The 26,883-nt window shown below is 62.5% G+C and carries 26 protein-coding genes; 18 read left to right on the top strand and 8 right to left on the bottom strand.

The features are described 5' to 3' along the window. Both pyc and ASD02_RS37860 read left to right on the top strand, forming a co-directional pair. Positions 1–2,388: pyruvate carboxylase (pyc, locus tag ASD02_RS34865; protein ID WP_057258509.1), on the top strand; the 2,388-nt coding region annotated here is incomplete at its 5' end. After that, positions 2,385–2,525: a biotin/lipoyl-containing protein gene (locus ASD02_RS37860; protein ID WP_082555711.1), complete on the top strand. Its 141-nt coding sequence runs from the start codon at positions 2,385–2,387 to the stop codon at positions 2,523–2,525. The genes pyc and ASD02_RS37860, both read left to right, overlap by 4 nt. Before the next feature lie 314 nt (positions 2,526–2,839). Here ASD02_RS37860 and ASD02_RS34860 read toward each other — a convergent pair whose 3' ends face one another. From ASD02_RS34860 to ASD02_RS34850, 3 genes are all read right to left on the bottom strand, one after another. Further along, positions 2,840–3,601 carry an amino acid ABC transporter ATP-binding protein gene (locus ASD02_RS34860; protein WP_025425237.1) on the bottom strand — a complete coding sequence of 254 codons (762 nt, stop codon included), beginning with the start codon at positions 3,599–3,601 and terminating at the stop codon, positions 2,840–2,842. Beyond that, positions 3,598–4,278, bottom strand: coding sequence for an amino acid ABC transporter permease (locus ASD02_RS34855; protein ID WP_025425236.1), 681 nt, complete (start codon positions 4,276–4,278; stop codon positions 3,598–3,600). The genes ASD02_RS34860 and ASD02_RS34855 overlap by 4 nt, the downstream gene beginning before the upstream one ends. Before the next feature lie 212 nt (positions 4,279–4,490). Beyond that, complete coding sequence (locus tag ASD02_RS34850) at positions 4,491–5,264, bottom strand: amino acid ABC transporter substrate-binding protein (RefSeq protein ID WP_025425235.1); 774 nt, start codon at positions 5,262–5,264, stop codon at positions 4,491–4,493. Between the two features lie 272 nt (positions 5,265–5,536). On the opposite strand from ASD02_RS34850, the gene ASD02_RS34845 reads away from it, so the two are divergent. The 4 genes from ASD02_RS34845 to ispG all read left to right on the top strand — a co-directional run bounded on the left by ASD02_RS34845 (position 5,537) and on the right by ispG (position 9,359). Beyond that, entirely contained in the window at positions 5,537–6,319 is a 783-nt protein-coding gene (locus tag ASD02_RS34845) for a DeoR/GlpR family DNA-binding transcription regulator (RefSeq protein WP_057210877.1), read from the top strand. Continuing rightward, on the top strand, positions 6,316–6,702 hold the full coding sequence (locus ASD02_RS34840; protein WP_057221809.1) for a glyoxalase/bleomycin resistance/extradiol dioxygenase family protein: 387 nt from the start codon (positions 6,316–6,318) through the stop codon (positions 6,700–6,702). Before ASD02_RS34845 ends, ASD02_RS34840 begins: the two co-directional genes overlap by 4 nt. A 30-nt stretch (positions 6,703–6,732) precedes the next feature. Next, entirely contained in the window at positions 6,733–7,917 is a 1,185-nt protein-coding gene (locus ASD02_RS34835; protein ID WP_025425232.1) for an MFS transporter, read from the top strand. Between the two features lie 188 nt (positions 7,918–8,105). After that, positions 8,106–9,359, top strand: coding sequence for a flavodoxin-dependent (E)-4-hydroxy-3-methylbut-2-enyl-diphosphate synthase (gene ispG, locus ASD02_RS34830; protein WP_025425231.1), 1,254 nt, complete (start codon positions 8,106–8,108; stop codon positions 9,357–9,359). 103 nt (positions 9,360–9,462) lie between these two features. Here the strand turns inward: ispG and ASD02_RS34825 are convergent, their stop codons facing one another. The 3 genes from ASD02_RS34825 to ASD02_RS34815 all read right to left on the bottom strand — a co-directional run bounded on the left by ASD02_RS34825 (position 9,463) and on the right by ASD02_RS34815 (position 12,177). Next, a complete protein-coding gene (locus ASD02_RS34825; RefSeq protein WP_025425230.1) occupies positions 9,463–10,104 on the bottom strand; it encodes a LysE family translocator in 642 nt (213 codons plus the stop codon). 99 nt (positions 10,105–10,203) lie between these two features. Next, the gene (gene hisC / locus ASD02_RS34820) at positions 10,204–11,259 is read right to left on the bottom strand and encodes a histidinol-phosphate transaminase (protein WP_025425229.1); all 1,056 of its coding nucleotides are present in this window, start codon (positions 11,257–11,259) and stop codon (positions 10,204–10,206) included. Positions 11,260–11,262: 3 nt separating this feature from the next. Further along, positions 11,263–12,177 (bottom strand): polyprenyl synthetase family protein, encoded by a 915-nt coding sequence (locus ASD02_RS34815; protein ID WP_025425228.1) that lies wholly within the window; start codon positions 12,175–12,177, stop codon positions 11,263–11,265. 172 nt (positions 12,178–12,349) lie between these two features. Here ASD02_RS34815 and mtgA point away from each other — a divergent pair, with 172 nt between their 5' ends. The 4 genes from mtgA to ASD02_RS34795 all read left to right on the top strand — a co-directional run bounded on the left by mtgA (position 12,350) and on the right by ASD02_RS34795 (position 14,835). After that, positions 12,350–13,096: a monofunctional biosynthetic peptidoglycan transglycosylase gene (gene mtgA / locus ASD02_RS34810; RefSeq protein WP_025425227.1), complete on the top strand. Its 747-nt coding sequence runs from the start codon at positions 12,350–12,352 to the stop codon at positions 13,094–13,096. Between the two features lie 178 nt (positions 13,097–13,274). After that, entirely contained in the window at positions 13,275–13,922 is a 648-nt protein-coding gene (locus ASD02_RS34805) for a glutathione S-transferase family protein (protein ID WP_025425226.1), read from the top strand. 159 nt (positions 13,923–14,081) lie between these two features. Then, positions 14,082–14,267: a 50S ribosomal protein L32 gene (rpmF, locus tag ASD02_RS34800; RefSeq protein WP_025425225.1), complete on the top strand. Its 186-nt coding sequence runs from the start codon at positions 14,082–14,084 to the stop codon at positions 14,265–14,267. 166 nt (positions 14,268–14,433) lie between these two features. Further along, complete coding sequence (locus tag ASD02_RS34795; protein WP_025425224.1) at positions 14,434–14,835, top strand: hypothetical protein; 402 nt, start codon at positions 14,434–14,436, stop codon at positions 14,833–14,835. A gap of 67 nt (positions 14,836–14,902) precedes the next feature. Here ASD02_RS34795 and phaR read toward each other — a convergent pair whose 3' ends face one another. Continuing rightward, entirely contained in the window at positions 14,903–15,481 is a 579-nt protein-coding gene (phaR, locus tag ASD02_RS34790; protein ID WP_025425223.1) for a polyhydroxyalkanoate synthesis repressor PhaR, read from the bottom strand. A gap of 223 nt (positions 15,482–15,704) precedes the next feature. On the opposite strand from phaR, the gene ASD02_RS34785 reads away from it, so the two are divergent. The 8 genes from ASD02_RS34785 (at position 15,705) to ASD02_RS34750 (ending at position 24,854) form a co-directional block, all read left to right on the top strand. Continuing rightward, positions 15,705–16,886, top strand: a complete 1,182-nt coding sequence (locus ASD02_RS34785) for an acetyl-CoA C-acetyltransferase (RefSeq protein ID WP_025425222.1) — start codon at positions 15,705–15,707, stop codon at positions 16,884–16,886. A gap of 13 nt (positions 16,887–16,899) precedes the next feature. Then, positions 16,900–17,259 carry a hypothetical protein gene (locus tag ASD02_RS34780; protein WP_025425221.1) on the top strand — a complete coding sequence of 120 codons (360 nt, stop codon included), beginning with the start codon at positions 16,900–16,902 and terminating at the stop codon, positions 17,257–17,259. A gap of 17 nt (positions 17,260–17,276) precedes the next feature. Further along, entirely contained in the window at positions 17,277–18,002 is a 726-nt protein-coding gene (locus ASD02_RS34775) for a beta-ketoacyl-ACP reductase (RefSeq protein WP_025425220.1), read from the top strand. A gap of 685 nt (positions 18,003–18,687) precedes the next feature. Beyond that, on the top strand, positions 18,688–21,696 hold the full coding sequence (locus ASD02_RS34770) for a DEAD/DEAH box helicase (protein WP_057221816.1): 3,009 nt from the start codon (positions 18,688–18,690) through the stop codon (positions 21,694–21,696). Between the two features lie 7 nt (positions 21,697–21,703). Continuing rightward, positions 21,704–22,117: an RNA-binding S4 domain-containing protein gene (locus tag ASD02_RS34765; RefSeq protein ID WP_057210875.1), complete on the top strand. Its 414-nt coding sequence runs from the start codon at positions 21,704–21,706 to the stop codon at positions 22,115–22,117. A gap of 201 nt (positions 22,118–22,318) precedes the next feature. Next, the gene (gene fdxA / locus ASD02_RS34760; protein WP_025425217.1) at positions 22,319–22,657 is read left to right on the top strand and encodes a ferredoxin FdxA; all 339 of its coding nucleotides are present in this window, start codon (positions 22,319–22,321) and stop codon (positions 22,655–22,657) included. Between the two features lie 412 nt (positions 22,658–23,069). Beyond that, the gene (locus tag ASD02_RS34755; RefSeq protein ID WP_025425216.1) at positions 23,070–23,639 is read left to right on the top strand and encodes a CarD family transcriptional regulator; all 570 of its coding nucleotides are present in this window, start codon (positions 23,070–23,072) and stop codon (positions 23,637–23,639) included. 348 nt (positions 23,640–23,987) lie between these two features. Continuing rightward, complete coding sequence (locus ASD02_RS34750; RefSeq protein ID WP_025425215.1) at positions 23,988–24,854, top strand: RNA polymerase factor sigma-32; 867 nt, start codon at positions 23,988–23,990, stop codon at positions 24,852–24,854. A 293-nt stretch (positions 24,855–25,147) separates the two neighbouring features. Here the strand turns inward: ASD02_RS34750 and ASD02_RS34745 are convergent, their stop codons facing one another. Further along, complete coding sequence (locus ASD02_RS34745) at positions 25,148–26,659, bottom strand: M48 family metalloprotease (protein WP_025425214.1); 1,512 nt, start codon at positions 26,657–26,659, stop codon at positions 25,148–25,150. Between the last annotated feature and the right edge of the window lie 224 nt (positions 26,660–26,883).

The raw sequence follows: 26,883 nt of genomic DNA, 5'->3' as shown, positions 1-26,883 counted from the left end.
GGCCGCATCACTGCCTATCGCGGCGCAACCGGCTTCGGCATCCGGCTCGATGGCGGCACCGCCTATTCGGGCGCGGTCATCACCCGCTACTACGATCCGCTGCTGGAAAAGGTGACGGCCTGGGCGCCGAACCCCGACGAGGCGATCCAGCGCATGATCCGCGCGCTGCGCGAATTCCGCATCCGCGGAGTGGCCACGAACCTGACCTTCCTCGAAGCGATCATTAGCCACTCGAAATTCCACGACAACACCTACACCACGCGCTTCATCGACACGACGCCGGAGCTTTTCCAGCAGGTGCGCCGCCAGGACCGCGCGACCAAGCTCCTGACCTATCTCGCCGACGTTACCGTCAACGGCCATCCGGAAGCCAAGGGCCGTCCGCGTCCGTCGGATGAGATCGCCGCCCCCGTCGTGCCGTTCATCGGCGGCGAGATCAAGCCGGGCACCAAGCAGATGCTCGACCAACTCGGCCCGAAGAAATTTGCCGAATGGGTCAGGGCGCAGCCGCAGGTGCTCGTCACCGACACGACCATGCGCGACGGCCATCAGTCGCTGCTCGCCACTCGCATGCGCACCTACGACATCGCCCGTGTCGCCGGCACCTATGCGCGGGCTCTGCCGAATCTGTTTTCGCTCGAATGCTGGGGTGGGGCGACCTTCGACGTCTCGATGCGCTTCCTCACCGAAGATCCATGGGACCGGCTGGCGCGCATCCGCGAGGATGCGCCGAACCTCTTGCTGCAGATGCTTCTGCGCGGCGCCAACGGCGTCGGCTACAAGAATTATCCTGACAACGTCGTCAAATACTTCGTCCGCCAGGCGGCAAGGGGCGGCATCGASGTCTTCCGCGTGTTCGACTGCCTCAACTGGGTCGACAACATGCGCGTCTCGATGGAGGCGATCGCCGAAGAGAACAAGATCTGCGAAGCGGCGATCTGCTATACCGGCGATATTCTCAATGCCGCCCGGCCGAAATACGATCTCAAGTACTACACCGCGCTTGCCGCCGAACTGGAAAAGGCCGGTGCACATATCATCGCGGTCAAGGAYATGGCTGGCCTGTTGAAGCCGGCTGCAGCCCGCGTGCTGTTCAAGGCGCTGCGTGAGGCGACCGATCTGCCGATCCACTTCCACACCCACGACACGTCGGGCATTGCCGCCGCGACCGTTCTGGCTGCCGTCGATGCCGGCGTCGATGTCGTCGATGCGGCGATGGATTCGCTCTCCGGCAACACCTCGCAGCCCTGCCTCGGCTCGATCGTCGAAGCCTTGCGCGGCTCCGAACGGGACCCGGGCCTTGATCCGGAATGGATCCGCCGCATCTCGTTCTACTGGGAAGCGGTGCGCCATCAGTACGCCGCCTTCGAAAGCGATCTCAAGGGACCGGCATCGGAAGTCTATCTGCACGAAATGCCGGGCGGCCAGTTCACCAACCTCAAGGAGCAGGCCCGCTCGCTCGGTCTGGAAACCCGCTGGCACGAAGTGGCGCAGGCCTATGCCGACGCCAACCAGATGTTCGGCGACATCGTCAAGGTGACGCCGTCCTCGAAGGTCGTCGGCGACATGGCGCTGATGATGGTCAGCCAGGACCTGACCGTTGCCGACGTCGAGAACCCGGCCAAGGACATCGCCTTCCCGGAATCGGTTGTGTCGATGCTGAAGGGCGACCTCGGCCAGCCTCCGGGCGGCTGGCCGGAAGGCCTGCAGAAGAAGGCGCTGAAGGGCGAAAAGGCCTATGTGGTTCGCCCGGGCTCGCTGCTCGAAGCTGCCGATCTCGATGCCGAGCGCAAGACGATCGAAGAGAAGCTGGAACGCGAGGTCAACGACTACGAGTTCGCGTCCTATCTGATGTATCCCAAGGTCTTCACCGACTATGCGCTGGCGGCGGAGACYTATGGTCCCGTCAGCGTGCTGCCGACGCCGGCCTATTTCTACGGCATGGCGCCGGGCGAGGAGCTGTTCGCCGACCTTGAAAAAGGCAAGACGCTGGTCATTCTCAACCAGACCCAGGGCGAGATAGACGAGAAGGGCATGGTCAAGGTGTTCTTCGAACTCAACGGCCAGCCGCGCCCGATCAAGGTTCCCGATCGCAACCGCGGTGCTTCCAGCGCCATCCGCCGCAAGGCGGAGGCCGGCAACGCTACGCAGCTCGGCGCGCCGATGCCGGGCGTGATCTCGACGGTCGCGGTGCACGCGGGCCAGGCGGTCAAGGCGGGCGACGTGCTGCTGTCGATCGAAGCGATGAAGATGGAAACGGCCTTGCATGCGGAGAAGGACGGCACGATTGCCGAAGTTCTGGTGCGCGCCGGCGACCAGATCGATGCCAAGGACTTGATGTTGTGCTCGGTTGGCTGCCCCAAAAGCCGATCAGGAGGAGTGCCATGACGTTTCTGCTGTCGATCGAAGCGATGAAGATGGAAACGGCCTTGCATGCGGAGAAGGACGGCACGATTGCCGAAGTTCTGGTGCGCGCCGGCGACCAGATCGATGCCAAGGACCTGCTGATCGTTTTCGGCGCCTGAGGTTTCGGGCAAGAATAAATAGAAACGGCCGGGCGTGAGTCCGGCCGTTTTCGTGAGAGGGGATAGGCCGCCATCCCTGTCGTCATCCTCGGGCTTGACCCGAGGATCCAGCCGCAAGCACGGCCCTCCGCCGCGCCTCAAGACGCCTTGGTACGCAGTTCTTGCCGGTGAGCTCCACCCTCTCCTCCGTCATCCTCGGGTCAAGCCCGAGGATGACGGAGGAGAGGGTGGAGAATGGCGAATGAGAGATAGTTCGCCCTCCACCGACCCTGGCCCGCTATCAGTCACCCGGGCGATCGGCCCCCAAACGTCGCTCAGATGTCGTAGCTGTGCGGCGCACTCAGCGAGGCGATGAACTTCTTGGTGCGTTCGCGCTCGGGCGTCGAGAAGATCGTCTTCGGCGCGCCGCTTTCGACGATGACGCCACCGTCGAGGAAGACCACCTTGTCGGCGACGCGCGAGGCTAACCTCAGGTCATGCGTCGCCATCACCATGGTCGTGCCTTCGCGGGCAAGCCGGCTCAGCACTTCGACGACTTCTTCTGCCAGCTCCGGATCGAGCGCCGAGGTCGGCTCGTCACAGAGAAGAACGCGTGGCGACGGCGCCAATGCGCGGGCGATCGCCACGCGTTGCTGCTGGCCGCCGGAAAGCGTGGCCGGCCAGGCATCGGCCTTATGGGCCATGCCGACCTTTTCAAGCAGCTCCATGGCGCGGGCGCGCGCCTTGTCGGCGGGCCATTTCAACACGGTGACAAGGCCTTCCATGACGTTGCCGAGTGCGGTCTGGTGCGGGAAAAGCTGAAAATTCTGGAACACCATCCCGGTCTGGCGGCGCAGGCGCTGGATCGCCTGCCAGCCGGTCTTGCGCCCGGGCTGAAAGTCCAGCGCCTCGTCGCCAAGTCGAATCGAGCCCGATGTCGGGATCTCCAGGAGATTGATGCAGCGCAGGAGCGTGCTCTTGCCGCCGCCGGAAGGGCCGACCAGCGCCGTAACCGTGCCTTCGGCCAGCGTCACGGAGATGTCCTTCAGCACGAGATTGTCGCCGAAGCGTTTTTCGATGTGGGAAAGCTCGATCATGTCCGGGCCTCCAGGAAGCCGCCATAGCGGGCGAACCGGCGCTCCAGCCGCACTTGCAGGGCTGACAGTACCGAACTCATGGCGAGATAGATCAGCGCTGCCTCAATATAGAGGATCAGCGGCTCGTAGGTGGTGGCGACGATGCGCTGGGCGGTCTGGAAAAGCTCTGGAACCGTGATCGCGGCGGCAAGCGAGGTATCCTTCACCAGCGAGATGAAGGTGTTCGACAGCGGCGGCACGGCGACGCGGGCTGCCTGCGGCAGGATCGTGCGACGCATCGCCTGGCTCCAGCTCATGCCGATGGAATAGGCCGCTTCCCATTGCCCGCGCGGCACCGAGGAGATCACCGCGCGAATGATCTCTGAGGTATAGGCCCCGACATTGAGCGTGAAGCCGATCAGCGCGGCCGGGAAGGCGTCGAGCAGGATACCCATGCTCGGCAGGCCGTAGAAGATCACGAAGAGCTGGACGAGCAGCGGCGTGCCGCGGATGACCCAGACATAGAACCGCGCGACGGCAACGACGGGCGCCGGCCCGAAGAGGCGGGCGATGGCCGTTGCCAGGCCAAGCGCCAGGCCGAGAATGAACGAAAGCAGCGTCAGCGGGATGGTGAACGTCAGCCCGGCCCAAAGCAGGGACGGCAGCGAATCCAGCATGAGTTGAAGCCAGGTGGGCAAGGGATGGGCCTTTCGAAAAAGCGCGATCCGCTCCGGAGGCCGGAACGGATCGCGATTCATACTGCATGATGCCTTAAATCGAAATTGGTTTGAGGCGGGGGCATGCAGCGAGCTTGAAGTGTTACCGCGTCCTTTGCGCGTCATGTCCGACGCGCGGCGCCGTAGCGAGCAAGGCCGGGGGAGAAGCTGCCGGCCTTAATGTCAGGCGGGTGTTACTTCGAGACGTCGGCGCCGAAGTACTTCTGCGAGATCGTCTCGTAGGTGCCGTCGGCCTTGATTTCGGCAAGCGCCTTGTTGACGGCTTCGAGAAGTTCCGGCTCGCCCTTGCGGATGATGATGCCGGAATAGTCGGCGTCGGCCTGTTCGGCGGCGATCTTCACGTTGGCATCAGGCTTCTGCTTCTTGAAGTCGAGGAAGGAAAGGCTGTCGTTGATGGTCGCATCGGCGCGGCCGGTCAGAACCAGCTGGATCGATTGGTCGAAGCCGTCGGTGCCGACCAGCTCGGCGCCGGAAGCCTGCGCAAGCTTGCCGAAGTTGCTCGTCAGCGACTGGGCGGACTTCTTGCCCTTGAGGTCGGCGAAGTCCTTGATTTCGGCGTCGTCGCCCTTGACGATCAGCACGGCCTTGGAGGCGATATAGGGCTCGGAGAAGTCGTACTTCTTCTTGCGCTCCTCGGTGATGCCGACCTGGTTGATCACCGCGTCGTAACGGTTGGCGTCGAGGCCGGCGATCAGGCCGTCCCACTTGCCTTCCAGGAACTCGGCCTTGACGCCCAGCTTCTTGGCCACTTCCTGGCCGATCTCGACGTCGAAGCCGACGAGCGCGCCAGATTTGTCGTGATAGGTGAAGGGCGCATAGGTGCCCTCTGTGCCGATCTTCAGCACGCCGGCGGACTTGATCTGGTCGAGGTTCTCACCGGCCATAGCGGGGACGAAGGCGGCAACCTGCAGGAGGGCGGCGGCGAAAAGCGTGGGGAGGAGTTTCATCGTGTCTTTCCATCTTTTTTGTGTTCCGGCCCGTCGTCCGGATTGAGGAGAGAATCTCATAAAAAAATCGCCGCTTGAGCGCATAAAACTCCAATTGCTGAGCGTTTTTGTGAAGATTTTTCCCCGGACCGGTAGAATTTTCATCCGAAACACGCGCCTGTCGGCAAATCTGGCCCTTTTCGATTTTGTCGCCGGATCGCGGTTGAAATCGCTTTCAAAATTCGCTATGCACATTTACATCGATTCATGCACGTTTATGCACGATTGGCCAAATGTCCACGGAACTCCTTCTTCGCGAACGAAAGACACTCATCCAGGAACGGCTGAAGGCCGACGGCCGGGTGCTGGCGGCCGACCTTGCCGCCGAGTTCCGGGTCTCCGAAGACACGATCCGGCGCGATCTGCGCGAGATGGCCGCGGCCGGCCTGTGCGAGCGGGTCTATGGTGGCGCGTTGCCGCTTGCGCCAAGCGCCCTGTCGCTCAGCCAGCGCGTGGCGATGGCGCCGGAGCGCAAGGCCGCGCTGGCGCGCGCCTCGGTCGGCTTCATAGCGCCCGGTAGCACGGTATTCCTCGACGCCGGCTCGGCCAATCTTGCTATCGCCCAGCTTATCGAGCCGGACCTGAAGGCGACCATCGTCACCAACACGCCGTTGATCGCCGCCGCCTTGATGGAGAAGCCGGGCATCGACCTCATTCTCGTCGGCGGCCCACTCAACCGCGCCGTTGGTGCTGCCGTCGGCGCGCGGGCGCAACGGGATATCGAACAGCTTCGGCCCGACCTTTGCATCCTCGGCACCTGCGGCGCCGATGCTGATGCCGGCCTGACGGCGATCTTTTTCGAGGACGCCGAGTTCAAGCGGCTGATCGCATCGCGCAGCCGCGCCCTGCTTGTCGCCGTTACCAACGACAAACTCGGCACGGCCGCATCCCACGCGGTTGTCGGCATCGACCAGGTGACGACGCTGGTGCTGGAGGCCGACGCGCCGGCGCACCACGTCGCCGCCTTCGAGGCATCTGGGACGACCGTGATCATGGCTGGAGGGAGCGAACGATGAGCATCGCGCATGTGGCTCTTTGGACCAGGGATCTGGAGGGGGTCGCGTCCTTCTGGTCGCGTTTCTTCGGCGCGAGCGTCGGAGACGCCTATGAGAGCCGGCGTCGTCCGGGGTTTCGCTCCCGCTTTCTGACCTTTGGCGATGGGCCGGCAATCGAAATCATGGAGGGGCATTGGGTGGCTCCGGCCGAGCCCGAAGGCGTCGAGCGTACGGGGCTCGCGCATGTAGCCCTGTCGCTCGGCAGCGGAGCGGCGGTCGACGCGATGGCGGCCCGGGCCTCGGTTGAGGGCATTCTGGTATCGCAGGCGCGGTGGACGGGCGACGGCTTCTACGAGGCGGTGCTTCGCGACCCCGACGGCAATCTGATCGAAATTACCATTTGAGCCGGCGGCTTCCGGCATAGAGGCACAATCATGGACCAACGTTCCGCTCCCACCGCCGTTCGGCAGGGTTACATGACCCGCGACCGGCTTGCCGTGTCGCTGCTCTTCCTGATGAACGGCTTCGTCACCGGAAGCTGGGCACCGAAGATCCCCGAATTCAAGGATCGGCTGGGCATCAGCGAAAGCGTGCTCGGCCTGCTCATCCTGATGTTCGGCGTCGGCTCGCTGGTGCTGATGCCGATCGCCGGCGGCTTTATCGCCCGGGTCGGCTCGCAGAAGGTCGTCAAGGTCACCGCCATCCTGCTGTCGCCGCTGCTCCTGCTTTTGACGCTGCTGCCGAATGTCTGGGCCGCTGCCGTCGGCATGTTCCTGCTCGGCGGCTTCGTCGGCGCGATGGACGTGGCGATGAACGCCAATGCGGTCGAGGTCGAAAAATCGATGCGCCGCGCCATCATGTCCTCCTGCCACGCCTATTGGAGCCTCGGCGGCCTGATCGGTGCCGGCATTGGCGGCTTCCTGATGGCGCGCTTCGGCGTTCTGCCGCACGTCATCGTCGTGACCTTGCTCAGCCTGGCAGTGCTCGCGATCGCCTGGCCGATGATCCTGGCCGACAAGCCGCACCCCGCCGCCACCAAGGAAAAGCTGCGCCTGCCGATGACGCCGCTTCCCTGGCTGATCGGCATCATGGCGCTGTTTTCGATGGTGCCGGAAGGAACCGTGCTCGATTGGGGTGCGCTCTATCTGCGCAACGAACTCGGCGCTTCGGTCGAACTGTCCGGCTTCGGCTTTGCCGCCTTCTCTGCGACGATGGCGACGATGCGTTTTGCCGGAGACCATGTGCGTGATCGTTTCGGCGCCAAGCGGACGCTGCGCATCTGCACGGTCACAGCGCTTGTCGGCATGGTGCTGGCGGGCCTCGCGCCGAATGCCTACCTCGCCATCCTCGGTTTTGCGATTGCCGGGATCGGCATTTCCAACATGGTGCCGATCGCGTTTTCGGCCGCCGGCAACATGCCGGGCCTGCAGCCGGGTATCGGCCTCTCGGTCGCAACCTTCATGGGCTATTCCGGCATGCTGTTCGCACCGTCGCTGATCGGCTTCGTCGCCGAACATACAGGCTTTGCGATCATCTTCGCCTCGGTGCCGGTGCTGTTCATCGTCGTGCTGATGCTGTCGCACCATGCCGTTCATGCGGACCATGGAAAGGGCCATTGAGGTCGGGCGCCTGCCATCAAATCGCCGTCAGGGCATGATGTCGCCGTTGACAACGATGCTTTCCTCATCCACCTGATGGACGAAAAGCAGGAGCGGAACGGGAAAACCCATGCGGGTTTCCGTCTGCATCCCGCGCTGAAACGATGAGACCAGGTCACCGGCGTGACCTGGGGGACCAAGAGGCCTTCATGTCTGCCGCCTTTGATTTTGATCCGCAGCCCCGCCGCGCGTCCGTCGCCGTCGATGTCGGCGGAGTCATAGTCGGCGGCGGTGCGCCGGTGGTCGTCCAATCGATGACCAATACCGACACCGCCGATATCGACGGAACGGTGGCGCAGGTGGCGGCGCTTCACAAGGCCGGCTCGGAGCTGGTGCGCATTACCGTCGACCGCGACGAAAGTGCGGCTGCGGTGCCGAAGATCCGCGATCGGCTCGAGCGCCTCGGCCTCGACGTGCCGCTCGTCGGCGATTTCCACTATATCGGCCACAAGCTGCTTGCCGACCATCCGGCCTGCGCCGAGGCGCTGGCGAAGTACCGCATCAACCCGGGCAATGTCGGCTTCAAGGACAAGAAGGACAAGCAGTTCGCCGAGATCGTCGAGATGGCGATCCGCTACGACAAGCCGGTGCGCATCGGCGTCAACTGGGGCTCGCTCGATCAGGAACTGCTGACGCGGCTGATGGATGAGAACCAGGCGAACGGGTTTCCGCTGACGGCCCAGCAGGTGACGCGCGAGACGATCGTGCAGTCGGCGCTGCTTTCGGCCGAACTTGCCGAAGACATCGGCCTGCCGCGCAACCGCATCATTCTTTCGGCCAAGGTGTCGGGTGTTCAGGACCTGATCGCCGTCTATGCCATGCTGTCGACGCGCTCGGACCATGCGCTGCATCTCGGCCTCACCGAAGCCGGCATGGGCACCAAGGGCATCGTTGCCTCGTCGGCCTCGCTCGGCATTCTCATGCAGCAGGGCATCGGCGACACAATCCGTATTTCGCTGACGCCGGAGCCCGGCGGCGACCGCACCCGCGAGGTGCAGGTGGCGCAGGAACTGCTGCAGGTCATGGGCTTCCGCCAGTTCATTCCCGTCGTTGCCGCTTGTCCCGGATGCGGCCGCACGACGTCGACGGTGTTTCAGGAGCTCGCCCAGAAGATCCAGGACGACATCCGCCGCAACATGCCGGTCTGGCGCGAGAAATATCCGGGTGTCGAAGGCCTCAAGGTCGCGGTCATGGGCTGCATCGTCAACGGCCCCGGCGAAAGCAAACATGCCGATATCGGCATCTCGCTGCCCGGCACCGGCGAAACGCCGGCCGCACCCGTCTTCATCGACGGCCAGAAGGCGATGACGCTGCGCGGCCCCAACATTGCCGGCGATTTCGAGACGCTCGTTTCCGACTATATCGAAAAGCGTTACGGCCAGGGTCAGGCCGCGGCCGAATAGAGCGTTTCCGGTTTAAGCGGAATCACACAAGTGCTCTGTTTCTTTGTTTCTACGCATTTCCTGACGGAAAACCGCTTCACACTTTTCCTGGAAATGCTCTAGCTCAGAGCCGCGTCGTCAGCAGTTTCAATCCTGCGAAAGCGAAGAAGCCTGCCATCAGGCTCTCGATGATGCGTCGCGACTTGAGATAGCCGCGATGCACCGGCGGCAGCGAGAACACGATCGCAAAACCGCAGAAGGTCACGAGACCGAGCAGCATGCATCCGGCGATGAAGGCGGCGGTCACGGCCGTCGGCGCGCCGGCGGGCATGCCGAGCGAGACCAGCATGATCCAGGAGAAAATCGCCTTGGGATTGGTCAGGTGGATGCCGAGCCCCTTGAGATAGTGCTTCTTCAGCAACGCCTGTGGTTGGCCCGGCATCGCCTTTGGGGGCGCATGTCCGCGCATGGCGGCGCGTAGCGCGTTGTAGGCGAGCCAGAACAGGTAGCAGGCGCCGGCGATCTTCAGGACGATCAGCGCCTGTCCGTAAGCGCCGATGAGCGCAGAAAGGCCGGATGCCGTTAGCATCGCCCAGGTGTAGCTGCCGGACAGTACGCCGAAGGCGAGCGCCAGGCCCGCCTTGCGCCCCTGGCTGATCGAGGTGGTGATGATTGCAAGCACCGCCGGACCTGGCGATGCGGTCGCAATCATATAGGCCGTCCAGGCGACCGCGAGTTGCGAAAGGTATGGCGACAGGTCGAACATGGAGAGGGCTCCGGCGTGGATCGCCGGACCTTAGCGAATGTGTCTTTCGCGGCCAAGTGCCTGAGCCAAGTCTGAGAGCCCCCGTCTCGGGACCAGATCTCAGAGAATGTCGTCGAGCGCTTCGATCAGCCGGGCGCATTCGGCATCGGTGCCGATGGTGATGCGCAGGAAATCGGAGATCCTGGGCTTGGCGAAATGGCGCACGAGCACGGCACGCTCACGCAGCGCCTGCATCAGCGCGTCGCCGGAATGGCCGGGATGGCGGGCGAAGACGAAGTTTGCCTGCGATGGGAGGACCTCGAAACCGCGCTCGGCGAGTTGACCGGTGAGGCGTTCACGGGATGCCATGATTTTCTTGCGGGTCGTTTCGAACCAGGCTTCGTCTTCGATCGCAGCGGTCGCTCCTGCCTGGGCCGGGCGGCCAAGCGGATAGGAGTTGAAGCTGTCCTTCACCCGCTCCAGCGCCTCGATCAGCGGCCGCTGACCGATGGCGAAGCCGACGCGCAGGCCCGCGAGCGCACGCGACTTGGAGAAGGTCTGGACGACCAGCAGGTTTTCGTATTTCGGCACCAGCGCGATCGCCGACTGGCCGCCGAAGTCGATATAGGCCTCGTCGATGACAACTGGCTGATCCGGGTGGGCGGCAACGAGCCGCTCGATTTCGGCAAGCGGCAGGCCGATGCCGGTCGGCGCATTCGGGTTTGGCAGGATGATGGCGCCGCAGGACCTGTCGTAATCGGCTAGATCGATGCGGAATTGAGTGTCGAGCGGGACTTCGACGGCATCGATCGCAAACAGCCGGGCGTAGGTCGAATAGAAGCTGTAGGAGATGTCGGGATAGAGCAGCGGGGCGTCGTGCTTCAACAGCCCGGCAAAGATGTGGGCCAGGACCTCGTCCGAACCATTGCCGACGAAGACCTCGCCGGCGGTGACCCGGTGACGGGCCGCGATCGTTTCACGCAGGCGGAGCGCCAGGGGGTCGGGGTAGAGCCTGAGATCGCTGTTGGCCGCTGCGGTGATTGCGCTCAGAACCTTGTCCGAAGGGCCGTAGGGGCTCTCGTTGGTATTGAGCTTGACGAGGTTGGCGATGCGCGGCTGTTCGCCTGGCACATAGGGCTTGAGCGTCGAAACGATGGGCGACCAGTATTTGCTCACGATTCAATTCCTGCGATTGGCGATGAAGCGGGCGGTTTCGGCAAGGATCGACGAGCGCTCGCCATAGGGTTCGAGCAGCGCCTCTGCCTCCGCCACCAGTTGTTCCAGCCGGGTCTCGGCCCAGGCCTGTCCGTGGAGCGCGACGAGCGTGCCCTTGCCGCGTGCGGCATCCTTGCCGGTTGCCTTGCCCATGGTCTCGGCGTCGGCGGTGAGGTCAAGCAGGTCGTCGGCGAGCTGGAAGGCAAGGCCGATCTTTTCGCCGAAGCTGCGCAGACGGTGACGGTCGTTCGCGTCTGCTCCGGCGACGATCGCGCCCGCCTCGCAGGCAAAGCGCAGAAGCGCGCCTGTCTTCATCGCCTGAAGGGTGACGATGCCGGCTTCGTCGGGAGTGGATTTCTCCGCCGCAAGGTCGAGCGCCTGTCCACCGGCCATGCCGCCATGGCCGGCAGCACGCGCCAGCGCGAGGACAAGCGCCGCCTTCTGTGCGTCGGCAAGCGGCGTCTCCGGCGATGCGATGATGTCGAAGGCGAAGGTCAGCAGGCTGTCGCCGGCAAGGATCGCAGTCGCCTCGTCGAAAGCCTTGTGTACGGTCGGCTGGCCGCGCCGGATGTCGTCGTCGTCCATCGCCGGCAGGTCGTCATGGACCAGAGAGTAGCAGTGGACGCATTCGAGCGCCGCACCGACCCGCAGCGCTGCATCGAAGCGTCCGCCCAGCAGGCTGGCGCATTCGATCACCAGAAACGGGCGCAACCGCTTGCCGCCGTTGAGGACGCCGTGACGCATCGCGCCGAGCAGGTTTTCCGGGCGGCCGATCTCGTCGGGTTCGATGCTCAAACCCAGCAGGCGCCCCAGCAGCGTCTCGATCGCGAGCGCGTTGCGTTTCAGTTGGGTCTCGAAGGTCGGTGTTTCCTGTCTCATGAGCGCTCTTTGACATGCGCGAAAGGCGCTTTCAACGGGCTTTCGTGTCGCGGCAGTGCGCTTTGTCGAGGACAGACCTGTGAGTGCCTTGCCTTTTGCCAGAAAGCCCGTTCAACTTTGCCAGCCCATGCACTAAGAGAAACGGATGGACAGAGAGGTGGACAGTCAGGCCGTGGACATCGTTCCCGAGGCGCGTGAGGAGGGCGATATGCCCGCCAGTCGCTGGTCGTCCCTCCGTCGGACGTGGCGCCTGCATCGCCGTCGCATCATTTTCGTCGTTCTTGGCCTGTTGCTTCTGCCCTATGCGCTGATTGCGCTCTATCTCATCGACTTCATTCGCCCGGTTTCGACGCTGATGCTGCGCGACCTCGTGCTGCTGCGCGGCTATGACCGACAGTGGGTCGAGTTCGACAAGATAGCGCCGGTGCTGGTGCAATCGGTGATGATGTCGGAGGATGGCCAGTTCTGCATCCACGACGGCGTCGACTGGGGGCAGATGCGGGGCGTGGTTGAGGATGCGCTCGATGGGGAATCGACGCGCGGCGCCAGCACCATCCCGATGCAGACGGTGAAGAACCTCTTCCTCTGGAACGGCCGCTCCTTCGTGCGCAAGGCGATGGAACTGCCGCTCGCCATCGCCGCCGACTTCGTCTGGAGCAAACAGCGGATGATGGAGATCTACCTGAATGTCGCCGAATGGGGTGACGGTATCTACGGCATCGAGGCTGCCGCCCGCCACCATTTCGGCGTTTCCGCCGCCAAGCTTTCCAGGCGCCAGGCCGCTCTTCTCGCCGTGTCGCTGCCCAACCCGAAAGAGCGCAACGCCGGAAAACCGGGGCGCGGACTGAAACGCCTGGCATCACTGATCGAGCGCCGGGCCAGCCGATCGGGCGGATACATCACCTGCCTTTATGATTGAGATGACGCCTATTCATTGGTCCTGATGCTCGCCGTGGCCTACTGCATGTTTCCTTAAATCCTATTCGATTTAAGGATAAAAACATGCAGCAGTTCAAAGTGCTACAGCGACCTTTGCGCGTCTAATAAGACGCGCGGCGCTGTAATGGTTGCAGCAGGGTGCATAGGGAGATCCAATCTTGAACAAACTCGTCCTTTACGTCGGCAACAAGAACTATTCGTCCTGGTCGCTGCGACCGTGGCTGGCGCTCGAAGCCTCAGGCATTGCCTTCGAGGACGTGGTCATTCCCTTCGATTTTGCGGCCGGAAACCCGAAGCTGCGGGAAATCTCGCCGACCGGGCGTGTGCCGCTTCTCGAGCATGGCGACGTCAAGATCTGGGAGTCGCTGGCGATCATCGAATATGTCGCCGAACTGTTTCCGGATGCCGGGCTTTGGCCGGCAGACCAACAGGACCGGGCGCGGGCGCGCAGCTATGCCTGCGAAATGCTCTCCGGCTTTCGTGCCTTGCGCAGCGCCTGCCCGATGAACATTCGCCGGCAGAAACAGACGCTTGGGGTTTCGGGCGACGTGCGCGCCGATGTCGCCCGCATCGAGACGATCTGGGCCGACGCGCTCGCGCGCTCCGGCGGTCCGTTCCTTTTCGGGTCGTTCACGGCTGCGGATGCGATGTACGCGCCTGTGGTTAACCGCTTCGACGTCTACAATCTCGTTAGCGACCCCACGACGTTGGGATATATGGAGCGAGTAAAGGCGCATCCGGCATCCCGGAAATGGGAAGCGGCCGCACGAGCGGAACCGTGGATCGTTGCCGAGGAAGAAGTCTGATTCGACTTCCTTGCGAGGAGGAGTCGAAAAATTGCGCTCGGGGACTGGTCAAGCGGCAGTTCGCCATGTATAAGCGCGCCAAATTTCCGTGATTAACATCTGTTTTATACGGCCATTTCGGCTGCTGAACAGTGTTTTGCCCGATAAGTGGAGAATGAAATGGCTGTACCTAAAAGAAAAACGAGCCCGTCCAAGCGTGGCATGCGCCGTTCTGCTGACGCCCTCAAGACGCCGACCTACATCGAAGACAAGAACTCCGGTGAACTGCGTCGCCCGCACCACATCGACCTGAAGACCGGCATGTACCGTGGTCGTCAGGTTCTGACCCCGAAGGAAAGCGCATAAGCGCTGACATTGGCGGACCGAGTTAAAGGGCTGGCTTTGCCAGCCCTTTTCTTTTGCATGCCTGACATCTTCTCGACGGAGAGGTTGGTATTAAGTCGGCGTGGTGATCTCTGGCGTCACGTGGCGCATGTAGCGATCACTCATTGAAGAGGGAGCGCATTTGTTCATGCTTGCCGCCATTCCATTGCTGATCCTGCCCTTTGCCATCTACAACCTTGCCATGCTCGGCCTTTTCGGCGGCACGGCTGGCCTCGGTGCCGGCGTGATGTCGCTGTCCATGCTGTCCGGCGCGACATGGGCCATGAGCTTCGGCGATCTCCTGATCGTCGTGGCCTTGCTTCTGCTTTTCGTGGAAATTCTCAAGGCGACCCGCACCGGCACGCGGGCGCTGATGGACCATCTGTTGTCGATGGTGCTCTTCATCGCGTTCCTGGTCGAGTTCCTACTGGTCGCCCCGGCGGCCACACAAATCTTCTTCATCCTGATGACGATCAGCTTCATCGACGTCATCGCCGGCTTCTCCGTGTCGATGCGATCGGCCGGCCGGGACGTTTCAATCGGTCTTTGAAGCGGACTGAAGAAGAACGCTCACATCGCCGCGTGCCGATGAGGACCGCGGCGCCGTCGCGATACGCTCAGCCGAGATTGTCGAGCTTGGTCTGAAGGGCGCGCAATTGCTCCTTCAACTCGTCGATATCCTTGGCTTCCGCCTTCTTGGTCTCCTTGACCGGAGGCGAGGCGATGAACGGCGAAAACATCTGCATCGCCTGATGGAACATCTCTGTGTTGCGCCGAACCTGCTCCTCGACCAGTTGCAGCGGCGCCTGCAGGTTCTTGCCGAGCGGCGTGTCGCCGAAGGCCTTGTTGATCTGCTCCCGCATCTGCACCTGCTGCTCGGTGAAGGCCTGCATCGAGTGCTCGAGATAGCTCGGCACGACCATCTGCATCTGGTCGCCGTAGAAGGAAATCAGCTGGCGCAGGAACGAAATCGGCAGCAGCGTGTTGCCGGTCTTGGATTCCTGCTCGAAGATGATCTGCGTCAGAACCGAATGGGTAATGTCTTCGCCTGATTTGGCGTCCTGTACGGTAAACTCCTCGCCCTTCTTCACCATCACGGCCAGGTCGTCGAGCGTGACGTAGGTGCTGGTCCCGGTGTTGTAGAGCCGCCGGTTCGCATATTTCTTGATTACGATCTGGCCGTCGTTCTTCGCCATCAGGCTCTCCTCATTACCCGCGGTCCGTCTTTTTCTACTTTTCAGAGTATCCGCAAACGAATGCCGCTGACAATGTCTTTGTGCGATGCGGCGACGCAAGTGCGAAATCTCGCGGTCGGCAGGGGATGACGGTTTTGCGGCAGTGCATCAAGGCGTTTGACTTGCGCCCCGCGCTTTGCCAGTCTGCTGTCGTCACGCAAGAAAATCTGAGGAAACGTCCCCCATGAGCAATCCCTCCATCGTGATCGCCAGCGCGGCACGTACCGCCGTCGGATCCTTCAACGGTGCCTTCGGCAACACACCGGCCCACGAGCTTGGCGCCGCCGTCATCAAGGCGGTACTCGAACGCGCCGGCGTCGAGGCGAACGAGGTCGATGAAGTGATCCTCGGGCAGGTGCTGCAGGCAGGCGAAGGCCAGAACCCGGCGCGCCAGGCCGCGATGAAGGCGGGCATTCCGCCAGAAAAGACCGCCTGGGGCATGAACCAGCTTTGCGGCTCGGGCCTGCGCGCAGTCGCGCTCGGCATGCAGCAGATCGCATCCGGCGATGCAGAAATCATCATTGCCGGCGGCATGGAGTCGATGTCGATGGCACCGCATTGCTCGCACCTGCGTGGCGGCGTGAAGATGGGCGACTTCAAGATGATCGACACGATGATCAAGGATGGCCTGACGGACGCCTTCTACGGCTACCACATGGGTATCACCGCGGAGAATGTCGCCCGTCAGTGGCAGCTGACCCGCGAGGAGCAGGATCAGTTTGCGCTGGCGTCGCAGAATAAGGCCGAGGCCGCGCAGAAGGCGGGCCGCTTCGCTGACGAGATCGTTCCGTTCGTCGTCAAGGGCCGCAAGGGTGACGTCATCGTCGATCAGGACGAATATATCCGCCATGGCGCGACCATCGACCAGATGACCAAGCTGCGTCCGGCCTTCGACAAGGAGGGAACCGTGACCGCCGGCAACGCATCCGGCCTCAATGACGGTGCCGCCGCCACCCTGCTGATGACCGAGGCAGAGGCCGCCAAGCGCGGCATTCAGCCGCTCGCGCGCATCGTTTCCTGGGCCACGGCCGGCGTCGATCCGCAGGTGATGGGCACAGGCCCGATCCCGGCATCGCGCAAGGCGCTGGAGAAGGCCGGCTGGGCGATCGGTGATGTCGAACTCGTCGAAGCCAACGAGGCCTTCGCGGCACAGGCCTGCGCGGTCAACAAGGACCTCGGCTGGGATCCGTCGATCGTCAACGTCAATGGCGGCGCGATTGCGATCGGACATCCGATCGGCGCGTCCGGCGCCCGCGTTCTCAACACGCTGCTGTTCGAAATGAAGCGCCGCGGCGTTTCCAAGGGCCTTGTGACCTTGTGCATCGGTGGCGGCATGGGCGTCGCCATGTGCGTCGAGCGTCTCTGACCGGCCCGACCGCATGCGTCATGTCAGCGGGTTGATCTTTTCGGTCCTGTTTGTCGCTTCGTCGGCGAACCAGGGTCATGCGACATCTCCGCCGTTCGAACAGGCAAAAGTGGTCCAGTGCATGCTGGACCACACGACTGTCGATGACGAGACCGTTTTCAAGAACCTGATGATCGCTGCCCTCAACGACGACAGCGGCAGTGTCAAATCCTACGTCGTCCAGATGAGCAGTCTGTTGATGAACCTCGCGCTGACCAAGTGCGAGGTCGGAATGTCCATGCTCGCTGATCCGCAATTTCAGGCTGCGGCCAGGATCTACGGGCAGCATATGGGCGAAAAATTGATGAAGAAGGCCTTTGATAAACTGAATTAATCAAGTGGGAGGCGAGCATGAGCAGGGTAGCATTGGTTACGGGCGGGTCACGCGGCATTGGCGCCGCGATTTCCATCGCGCTGAAGAATGCAGGATACAAGGTTGCTGCCAACTACGCCGGCAATGACGAGAAGGCGCAGGCGTTCAAGGAGGAAACCGGCATCCCGGTCTACAAGTGGGATGTCTCCAACTATCAGTCCTGCGTCGACGGCATTGCCAAGGTCGAGGCCGACCTTGGGCCGATCGAAGTGCTTGTCAACAATGCCGGCATCACCCGTGATGCCATGTTCCACAAGATGACCCCGGAGCAATGGGGCGAGGTGATCAACACCAACCTGACCGGCCTGTTCAACATGACCCATCCGGTCTGGACCGGCATGCGGGACCGCAGCTTCGGGCGGGTGATCAACATTTCGTCGATCAACGGCCAGAAGGGCCAGATGGGGCAGGCGAACTACTCGGCCGCCAAGGCCGGTGATCTCGGCTTCACCAAGGCACTCTCCCAGGAAGGGGCTGCCAAAGGCATCACTGTCAATGCCATCTGCCCGGGCTACATCGGCACGGAGATGGTGCGGGCGATACCGGAAAAGGTTCTCAACGAGCGGATCATTCCGCAGATCCCGGTCGGTCGTCTGGGCGAGCCGGAGGAGATTGCCCGCTGCGTGGTTTTCCTCGCATCCGACGATGCCGGCTTCATCACGGGGTCGACGATCTCCGCCAATGGCGGACAGTTCTTCGTCTGATCCTGTTATCGCCCGCACTTTCGACGGCGCTCCGTTTGGGGCGCCGTTTCATTTTTATTGCCTGCTCGGTTCAAAGACAGAAGGTTAATGGCGCACCGGAATCTGTCCGCAAGTTGGAGAAAGCCGGTTTCTGGCCTGTTGTTTGCCGTGCGTCGACATACCATATGTTGTGGAGAACGAATGTGGAACGCAGTGATGTCTGTGATTCGTCGTCGATTCGTTCCGGCTTTGGTCGATGTGTTAACGCAGCGATTCCCATTCCCTGATTCCGGCGAATCAGCCTGATTCTTCGGTTAAAATTTCCTAAACTTTCCAGAGTCTTGGATTCCGAATCCTTTGCCACCTTTAATGCTTCGGCAACCCAGATTAACGCTCGGGGTGCACGGCGCACGCGCTGCCAGAGACCTGATTCAGCATGTGGTGCAATATTGGCAGTTGCAATCTATATGTAGCCGTGAACATACAGTGAATCGAGTGGAGTCAGCGATTCGTCGCCGATTCGTTCCGTGGCTGTTCCGAACCTTAATTTCGCACGTCCAGATATGGTGGTGCGGGCAGGCGCTGGTTTGCCGGGAAATGGTTTTAGTTGCCGGCGCCCCTTGCGTTTGCCGCGGTGCGTGGGCATGTGTTTGCCGCCGGCGCGTAAAGGCGCCTTTTATGTTCTTGAATGCCCGGGATCGATGACGTGTCCGTTCACCCCATGATCCTGAGCGGCCGCGGCGTCACCGCGGTGCTCGGGCCAACCAATACCGGCAAGACGCATTATGCGATCGAGCGCATGATCGCGCACGATAGCGGCGTCATCGGGCTGCCGCTGCGGCTGCTCGCGCGCGAGGTCTATACGCGTGTTGTCGAAAAGGTCGGCCATCACAACGTTGCGCTGATCACCGGCGAGGAAAAGATCACCCCACATCGCGCCCGCTACTCGGTCTGCACGGTCGAGGCGATGCCGCGCGAAACGACGGCGTCCTTCGTGGCGATCGACGAAGTGCAGCTCGCCGGCGATCTCGAGCGTGGTCACATCTTCACCGACCGGCTGCTCTATCTGCGCGGCCGCGGCGAGACGCTGCTGCTCGGGGCCGCGACGATGCGGCCGATCCTCGAACAATTGTTGCCGGGCATCACCGTCGTCGAACGCCCGCGCATGTCGCAGCTGCTCTATGCCGGGTCGAAGAAAATCACCCGCCTGCCGCATCGCTCGGCCATCGTCGCCTTTTCGGCAGACGAAGTCTATGCGATTGCCGAGCTGATCCGCCGTCAGCGCGGCGGCGCTGCCGTCGTGCTCGGGGCGCTGTCGCCGCGCACGCGCAATGCCCAGGTCGCGCTCTATCAGGAAGGCGACGTCGAGTTTCTGGTGGCGACCGATGCGATCGGCATGGGATTGAACCTCGACGTCGACCATGTCGCCTTCGCACAGGACCGCAAGTTCGACGGCTACCAGTTCCGCAACCTCAATCCGGCCGAACTGGCGCAGATCGCCGGGCGTGCCGGGCGGCACCTGCGCGATGGCACGTTCGGCGTCACCGGCCGGGTCGATCCGTTCGACAACGAGCTGGTGCATCGCATCGAGTCACATGAATTCGATCCGCTCAAGGTGCTGCAATGGCGCTCCAAGGCGTTTGACTATGCGTCGCTTGCCGCGTTGAAGCGAAGCCTGGATGCCGCCCCGACAATTCCGGGGCTTGCGCGCGCTCTACCTGCGGTGGATCAGCAGGCGTTCGAACATTTGTCGCGCTATCCCGAAGTGGCCGATCTGGCGACGACGCCGGACCGGGTCGAAAAATTGTGGGAAGCCTGTGCATTGCCGGATTATCGCCGCATTACACCGGCTCAACACGCCGATCTGATCTCCACGATCTACGCCGATCTTGTCCGACGTGGCGCCGTGAACGAAGATTTCATGGCCGAGCAAGTCCGTCGGGCGGATTATACCGATGGTGAGATCGACACACTTTCGGCGCGAATCGCGCAGATCAGAACCTGGACCTATGTGTCGAACCGGCCCGGATGGCTTGCCGATCCGACACACTGGCAAGAAAAGACGCGGGAAATTGAAGATCGATTGTCCGACGCACTACATGAACGGTTGACGAAACGCTTTGTTGATCGCAGGACATCTGTGCTCATGAAGCGCCTGAGAGAGAATGCTATGCTGGAAGCTGAAATCAGTGTGAATGGTGACGTCTTCGTTGAAGGCCATCACGTAGGACAACTAACCGGTTTCCGGTTTACGCTGGCGACCGGCGGAGACGGACCGGATGCCAAGGCCGTGCAGGGTGCTGCGCAGAAGGCGCTGGCGCTCGAGTTCGAAGCGCGTGCGGCGCGTCTGCACGCCTCCGGCAATGGCGACCTTGCGCTATCGTCCGACGGACTGGTGCGTTGGCTCGGCGATCCCGTGGCTCGGCTTGCGGCCAGCGACCATGTCATGCGTCCGCGCGTCATCCTGCTTGCCGACGAGCAGCTGCAGGCCAATGCGCGCGAGCATGTCGTCGCCCGCATCGAGCGTTTCGTGAACCATCATATCGGCACGGTGCTGAAACCGCTTGACGATATCTCGCGCGCCGAGGATCTCGAAGGCCTCGCCAAGGGGCTGGCATTCCAGCTCGTCGAAAATCTCGGCGTGCTGTTCCGCCGCGACGTCGCCGAAGAGGTGAAGTCGCTCGACCAGGACGGTCGCGCCTCGATCCGCAAGTATGGCGTCCGCTTCGGCGCCTATCACATCTTCCTGCCCGCGCTGTTGAAGCCGGCTCCGGCCGAGCTCATTACGCTGCTCTGGGCGCTGAAGAACGATGGCCTCGACAAGGCTGGCTATGGCGATCTGATCCCGATGCTGGCCGCTGGCCGCACCTCGGTCGTTACCGATCCCTCGTTTGAGCGGACGTTCTACAAGCTCGCGGGCTTCCGTTTCCTCGGCAAGCGTGCCGTTCGCATCGACATCCTCGAGCGTCTGGCGGATCTCATCCGTCCGCTGCTGCAGTGGAAGCCGGGTGCGCAGCCGCGTCCCGAAGGCGCCTATGACGGCCGTCGCTTCACCGCGACGACCTCCATGCTCTCCATTCTCGGCGCAACGCCTGACGATATGGAAGAAATTCTCAAGGGGCTTGGCTACCGCGCCGATAGCGTGAAGGCCGAGGATGCCGCAGCGTTCCTGGCAAGCCAGGGCGTGGCGCCTGCAGCCCCGGCCGAGGCGTCCACGGAAGCTGCCGCCGACCACGACGATGCGGATGCAAGCGGTGAAGGCGAACCGGCGGCTGAAACCGAGGCACCTGCCTCCGTCGAGCCGGCGACTGCCGAAGGCGAAGCTGCCGCTCCCCAGGCAACCGCGGAAGAGGGTGCCGAGGCTGCCGAAGCCAAGCCGGTTCTCCTCTGGCGTCCGGGCACCCGCCAGGACAATCAGCGCCAGGGTGGCCGTCACCAGGGCGATCAGCGCCGTGGCGGTCCGCGCCAGGGGCAAGGCCAAGGCCAGGGCGAGGGACGCGAAGGCGGCCGCAAGGCCGGCGCACCGGCCCGCGGCAAGCGGCACGACGGCAAGCCCGAGGGTGGCCAGCGGCAGGATCGCCATGATCGTCACGATCGCGGCGGCAAGCCGAACGCGGCCAAGTTCGAGGCGCGCCCGCCGCGCAAGGAGAAGCCGATCGATCCGGATTCGCCCTTTGCCAAGCTTGCCGCTCTCAAGGAGCAGATGAAGAAGTAGGAACGCCATGGAGAAACAGTCTGCGTCCAACCCGGCATCGCGCCAGCGTCTCGACAAATGGCTGTTCTTCACGCGCCTGTTGAAGTCCCGCTCGCTCGCCCAAAAGGCGATCGAGGCGGGGCACGTCACTGTCAATGACGAACGGGTCAAGCAGTCCTCCTTCCAGGTGAAGGCGGGCGATGTGCTCGCTGTGTCGCTCGAGCGGCGCGACGTGATCGTGCGTGTGCTTCTGCCCGGCGAACGACGCGGCCCTTTCGATGAGGCGCGGCTGCTCTACGAGGACCTGACGCCGGCGGAGCCGCGGGAAAAGCTCTCGGCTTTTGACCTCGCGACGCGTGAGCCGGGGGCGGGGCGACCCACCAAGAAAGAGCGGCGCGAAACCGACCGGTTGAAGCCCGGTTTCAATCCGCTCGACGATTAGAAAACTCTGCCTTCAGCGCGGCGTTTTGCGCATTGAATATTCTTGCAAAGGGTCCATAAAGCCTTTACCTGACAACCCACGTTGAGTGCATCGGTCTTGCTTCGGCAGCTATGCGCGCCGGACATTCCTAGCATGCGCGGACATGAGCATCACCATTGATTGCGGTCCGCCATCAAACGTGAGCATTGGCTGGAGTACCTCATGACGTATGTCGTGACCGACAATTGCATTCGCTGCAAGTACATGGATTGCGTTGAAGTCTGCCCGGTGGACTGCTTCTACGAAGGCGAGAATTTTCTCGTCATTCATCCCGATGAATGCATCGATTGCGGCGTCTGCGAGCCGGAATGTCCTGCCGAGGCCATCAAGCCAGACACCGAGCCGGGCCTCGATATGTGGTTGAAAGTGAACGCTGATTTTGCCACCAAGTGGCCGAACGTCACCATCAAGCGCGACGCGATGCCGGAAGCCAAGGAAATGGACGGGGTCGAAGGCAAGTACGAGAAGTACTTCTCTGCCGAACCCGGCCAGGGCGACTGAGGCGCTCGGCCTCGGTCCGTGCGCCGAGGCTGGCGAGACGATAATGACCCCGGCGTCAAATCTGGGGAAAATCAGGCTCCGCCCTCGCATCTGCGAGAATGGCGGCTTGATGGCTGCCATGCAGCAAATTATTGATTTCCGCAGTTTTTTGTGATAGGGTCCTTCTACTGATCCACAGAGGGTGTTTTTGCGCGCCCGAAAACCTCACGAAAGCAAACGATCTCCACAGCGCGGTTTTTCCAGATACGCACCGTTGCGTCTCTCTATTGTGACCGCGTTTGATGGGATTGTTTGGGTTCCTTTGGACGGACCAGGATGGACCCACCCGGCGGTATCCCCGTCTATCCCGGGCCTCACTGACCCGGCCCCGGCCAAGAATGGCCGGGTGCGAAACAGGGAGTTTTTGAAACGAATGACGACCCAGCAGAAAAAATCTTCGACACGCCACGGCTTCAAGACCGGTGAATCGATTGTCTATCCGGCCCATGGCGTCGGACAGATCGTCGCTATCGAGGAGCAGGAAGTTGCCGGCATGAAGCTTGAGCTTTTTGTCATCGATTTCGAAAAGGACAAGATGCGCCTGAAGGTGCCGGTCGCCAAGGCCGTCAGCATCGGCATGCGCAAGCTCTCGGAGACCGATTTCGTCGATCGCGCGTTGAAGGTTGTGCAGGGCAAGGCTCGCGTCAAGCGGACCATGTGGTCGCGCCGCGCACAGGAATACGATGCCAAGATCAATTCCGGCGATCTGATCTCGATCGCAGAAGTCGTGCGCGACCTCTACCGCGCAGAAAACCAGCCGGAGCAGTCCTATTCCGAACGCCAGCTCTATGAAGCTGCCCTCGACCGCATGGCGCGCGAAATCGCGGCCGTGAACAAGATGTCCGAGACCGAGGCTGTTCGCCTGGTCGAAGCCAATCTTAACAAGGGTCCGAAGCGCGGCAAGGCGATCGAAGAAGACGACGCCCAGGACGAGGCAGCTTAAAGAGCGCCAGTCCCATACCATCACGACAAGACAAAGCCCGGCCATCGCGCCGGGCTTTTTCGTTTGCACCATTCCTGCTTGCAGCTTTTTCGTCGGGGCGAGGGAACTTTTCTCGCCGGCGCGCATTTATCAAAGCCGGCAGGGATGCGCCGCCTTCCTGCCGGGGCGATCTGGGTGCTCTGATCTTCTGTCAGAATTCAGCTTCGTAGTTTGGAAGTAGGGCGCTGCACCGGTTCTTCAAGCTTCGGTGTCGTCGCACCAGCCGCCGTCGGCGTCGGTCGGGTCCTTCCGTCCGGCCCTTGGACTTCACCCGTTAGCGGCGTCCAGGCGCCCGCCATGGAGCGATCGATGAGGACTCTCACAGCAGACAGGCGCATGATCAAGATTGCGATGGAGGCGCCTTATCTCGAGCGTGAAGAAGAACACGCCCTGGCCACGGCCTGGCGAAACGATCACGATCAGGACGCCCGCAACAAGATCGCCATGTCGCATATGCGGCTGGTCATTTCCATGGCGGCAAAATTCCGCAATTTCGGCCTGCCGATGGGCGATCTCGTTCAGGAGGGGCATATAGGCCTGCTCGAAGCCGCCGCGCGCTTCGAGCCCAGCCGTGAAGTGCGCTTCTCGACCTACGCGACCTGGTGGATCCGTGCCTCGATGCAGGACTACGTTCTGCGCAATTGGTCGATCGTTCGTGGCGGCACCAGTTCGGCGCAGAAGGCGCTGTTCTTCAATCTTCGCCGGCTGCGCGCGCGGCTTGCCCAAGGCGATCGTCAGCTCACATCGCAGGCTATGCATGAGGAAATTGCCGCCGCACTCGGGGTCAGCATTGCCGACGTCCAGACCATGGATGCCCGCCTTTCCGGCAGCGACACCTCGCTGCAGGCACCGGTCGGTGGGGCGGATTCCGATGGGGGAGAGCGCCTCGACTTTCTCGCAAGCGACGCGCCGCTGCCTGACGAACAGGTGAGCGACATGATCGACGGCGAGCGTGCCCGCATCTGGCTGCACGACGCCATGGGTGCGCTGACCGAGCGCGAGATGCGGATCATCCGCGCACGACGTCTGTCAGAGGAAGGCGCAACGCTGGAGGAGCTCGGGCTCGACCTCGGCATCTCCAAGGAGCGGGTCCGCCAGATCGAGACGCGGGCGCTTGAAAAGCTCAGGGCGGCGCTGGCAACCAAGGCTCCGGCGCTGACATCGGTCGTGCACTGAAGCATTTTCGGGAGACGTGCCTACAGCGCCGCGCGTCTTATTAGACGCGCTAAGGTCGCTGTAGCACTTTGAATTGCTGCATGTTTTTATCCTTAAATCGAATAGGATTTAAGGAAACATGCAGTGGGTGGCCATCCCGTCCATAGGACGGGTGAACACGTGATGACGCAGTTGCACGTTCGCGCCGGAAACCTCAACGCGTCAAACGCGCGTCGGGCACGGCAAGCGATTTCGCATCTTTGACACGAAGACATAAGACGGCGTCGGACTGAATGGTGCGGCGCCGTTGGCGTTTATTCGGAAATGATCTTCACCCGGTCGCCCGGCTTGATGGTCGAGGTCACCTGCATGGCGTTGATCAGCCGGAACAGATCGAGCTTGCGGTCGGTACCCATCATCCGGGCCGACAGCATGGCGATCGTCTCTCCGGGCTTGACCACGGCGACGCGGATGCGCAGCGGCTTCAGCGACTGTGCTTCGGCCGGCGTCATCTTGCGGAACGTTGCGCGCAGCTGGTTTGCCGTCGGCTCCAGCGCGCGCGACCCTTTTGGAACGGCAGTCAGGAAGCGGTAGATGCGGTTGTCGATGCGCACGACCGTGACGTCGAAGTCCCAGCGATCGGCAGACGCGCGGGCCGTTGCGGCCTCAAGACCGTTGACGCTGATCGGACGGATGGTATCGGGCTGCAGGCCGGTCACCCAGCCGCTGGCGATGTAATCCGTCAGGCTCTTGCGGGCCGTATCGGCGATGCCGTCGAAACGGATCGCCACGTCGCCGGGGCCGGTTGCCAGGACCGCTTCTGCCTTGTTGTCGATCTGGAAGCCGGTCGGCACGTCGAAACGAATGCCGAGCTGGCCATGCATGAAGGTCTGGCCGCGGACATAGCCTTCCTGCGGGCTGTCGCCATAGAGCAGGCCGTCGATGCCGGCGAGATAATAGTCGCGCCCGCGGTCGCCGCTGGTGCCCTCGGCGCCAAACGCGCGCGCGTGCCGGCGCGCGAGATCGACGCGCTGCGGGGCATTCGGGTGGCTCGATAGGAAGTCGAGGCTCTGGTCTGCTTCCGGATCGACCGCGGAGAAGCGGCTGTAGGCGGCCATGGAATCGAGGAAGCGTGCCGCCGCATAGGGGTCGTAACCGGCCTCGCCCAGCATGCGCACGCCGATGACGTCAGCCTGGAGCTCCTGGTTGCGGGAGAAGGCGGCCAGACGCAGCTTGCCGCGCGCCAGTGCCTGCTTGCCGGCGAGATCCGAGGACAGCACCTCGGAGACGACGCGGCTGGCGATGACTTCCGCCTCTTCGCGCTGCTGGCGCTCGATGCCATGGTTGGCGGTGACGTGCGCCATTTCATGCGACAGCACGGCCGCAACCTCGGACGCGTCATTGGCAAGCGCAAGCAGGCCGCGGGTGACATAGAGATAGCCGCCGGGCAGCGCAAAGGCGTTGATCGCCGGGGAATTGAGAATGGTGATGCGGTAGGACTGCTGCGGGTTTTCCGAGACGGCCGTCAGGGCGCCGGCGATGCGGGCGACCAGCCGCTCCGTCTTTGCGTCCTTGTACTCCCCGCCGTAGCTCGCGACGATGCGCGGGTGTTCGCGCGCGCCGAGCTGGGCACGGGGGTCGTTCTTCTGGACTTCGTCGACGATCTGCGGATTGGAGGACGGCGATACGGTCGGCTCGTAGGTCTGCTCGATCACCGACTGGCAGGCGGAAAGCAGCGTCGTCGCAAGCAATGCAACCACAGCACGTGTCCGGAGGCCTCCGCGCTTGGGCGGGAACCGGTCGTTTCTGACTGTATGACTTTCCATGCCTCAGCCCGTTTCCCGTCCAACGCCACCCCACAACAGGGACTCGGGCGGCGTTGAAAGTCTTACTTTTTCAGCCGGATACGTCCGATCCGGCAAGAGTATTCCAGCCCTGGTCTTGCTGTATCTGATTTCAGCGCCACCTGCCTAGTTTACCCCGGTAGAAATAGTTGCCCCGTGGTATCACGGCAACGGATACGCGAATATTCGTGACGCTCCGGCCGGAC

The organism is Ensifer sp. Root1252, assembly GCF_001425885.1.
GTDB lineage: Bacteria > Pseudomonadota > Alphaproteobacteria > Rhizobiales > Rhizobiaceae > Ensifer > Ensifer canadensis.
The sequence above is the reverse complement of the archived record's forward strand: the minus strand, read 5'-3'. Positions and strand labels throughout refer to the sequence as shown.

Coding starts and splice junctions, on each gene's coding strand:
- ASD02_RS34755 (WP_025425216.1), top strand. CDS start 23,070: ATGACGACCCAGCAGAAAAAATCTTCGACACGCCACGGCTTCAAGACC.
- ASD02_RS37860 (WP_082555711.1), top strand. CDS start 2,385: ATGACGTTTCTGCTGTCGATCGAAGCGATGAAGATGGAAACGGCCTTG.
- ASD02_RS34860 (WP_025425237.1), bottom strand. CDS start 3,601: ATGATCGAGCTTTCCCACATCGAAAAACGCTTCGGCGACAATCTCGTG.
- ASD02_RS34750 (WP_025425215.1), top strand. CDS start 23,988: ATGAGGACTCTCACAGCAGACAGGCGCATGATCAAGATTGCGATGGAG.
- ASD02_RS34780 (WP_025425221.1), top strand. CDS start 16,900: ATGCGTCATGTCAGCGGGTTGATCTTTTCGGTCCTGTTTGTCGCTTCG.
- ASD02_RS34825 (WP_025425230.1), bottom strand. CDS start 10,104: ATGTTCGACCTGTCGCCATACCTTTCGCAACTCGCGGTCGCCTGGACG.
- ASD02_RS34845 (WP_057210877.1), top strand. CDS start 5,537: ATGTCCACGGAACTCCTTCTTCGCGAACGAAAGACACTCATCCAGGAA.
- ASD02_RS34745 (WP_025425214.1), bottom strand. CDS start 26,659: ATGGAAAGTCATACAGTCAGAAACGACCGGTTCCCGCCCAAGCGCGGA.
- ASD02_RS34775 (WP_025425220.1), top strand. CDS start 17,277: ATGAGCAGGGTAGCATTGGTTACGGGCGGGTCACGCGGCATTGGCGCC.
- ASD02_RS34840 (WP_057221809.1), top strand. CDS start 6,316: ATGAGCATCGCGCATGTGGCTCTTTGGACCAGGGATCTGGAGGGGGTC.
- ispG (WP_025425231.1), top strand. CDS start 8,106: ATGTCTGCCGCCTTTGATTTTGATCCGCAGCCCCGCCGCGCGTCCGTC.
- ASD02_RS34795 (WP_025425224.1), top strand. CDS start 14,434: ATGCTTGCCGCCATTCCATTGCTGATCCTGCCCTTTGCCATCTACAAC.
- ASD02_RS34815 (WP_025425228.1), bottom strand. CDS start 12,177: ATGAGACAGGAAACACCGACCTTCGAGACCCAACTGAAACGCAACGCG.
- fdxA (WP_025425217.1), top strand. CDS start 22,319: ATGACGTATGTCGTGACCGACAATTGCATTCGCTGCAAGTACATGGAT.
- rpmF (WP_025425225.1), top strand. CDS start 14,082: ATGGCTGTACCTAAAAGAAAAACGAGCCCGTCCAAGCGTGGCATGCGC.
- phaR (WP_025425223.1), bottom strand. CDS start 15,481: ATGGCGAAGAACGACGGCCAGATCGTAATCAAGAAATATGCGAACCGG.
- ASD02_RS34785 (WP_025425222.1), top strand. CDS start 15,705: ATGAGCAATCCCTCCATCGTGATCGCCAGCGCGGCACGTACCGCCGTC.
- ASD02_RS34765 (WP_057210875.1), top strand. CDS start 21,704: ATGGAGAAACAGTCTGCGTCCAACCCGGCATCGCGCCAGCGTCTCGAC.
- ASD02_RS34850 (WP_025425235.1), bottom strand. CDS start 5,264: ATGAAACTCCTCCCCACGCTTTTCGCCGCCGCCCTCCTGCAGGTTGCC.
- ASD02_RS34835 (WP_025425232.1), top strand. CDS start 6,733: ATGGACCAACGTTCCGCTCCCACCGCCGTTCGGCAGGGTTACATGACC.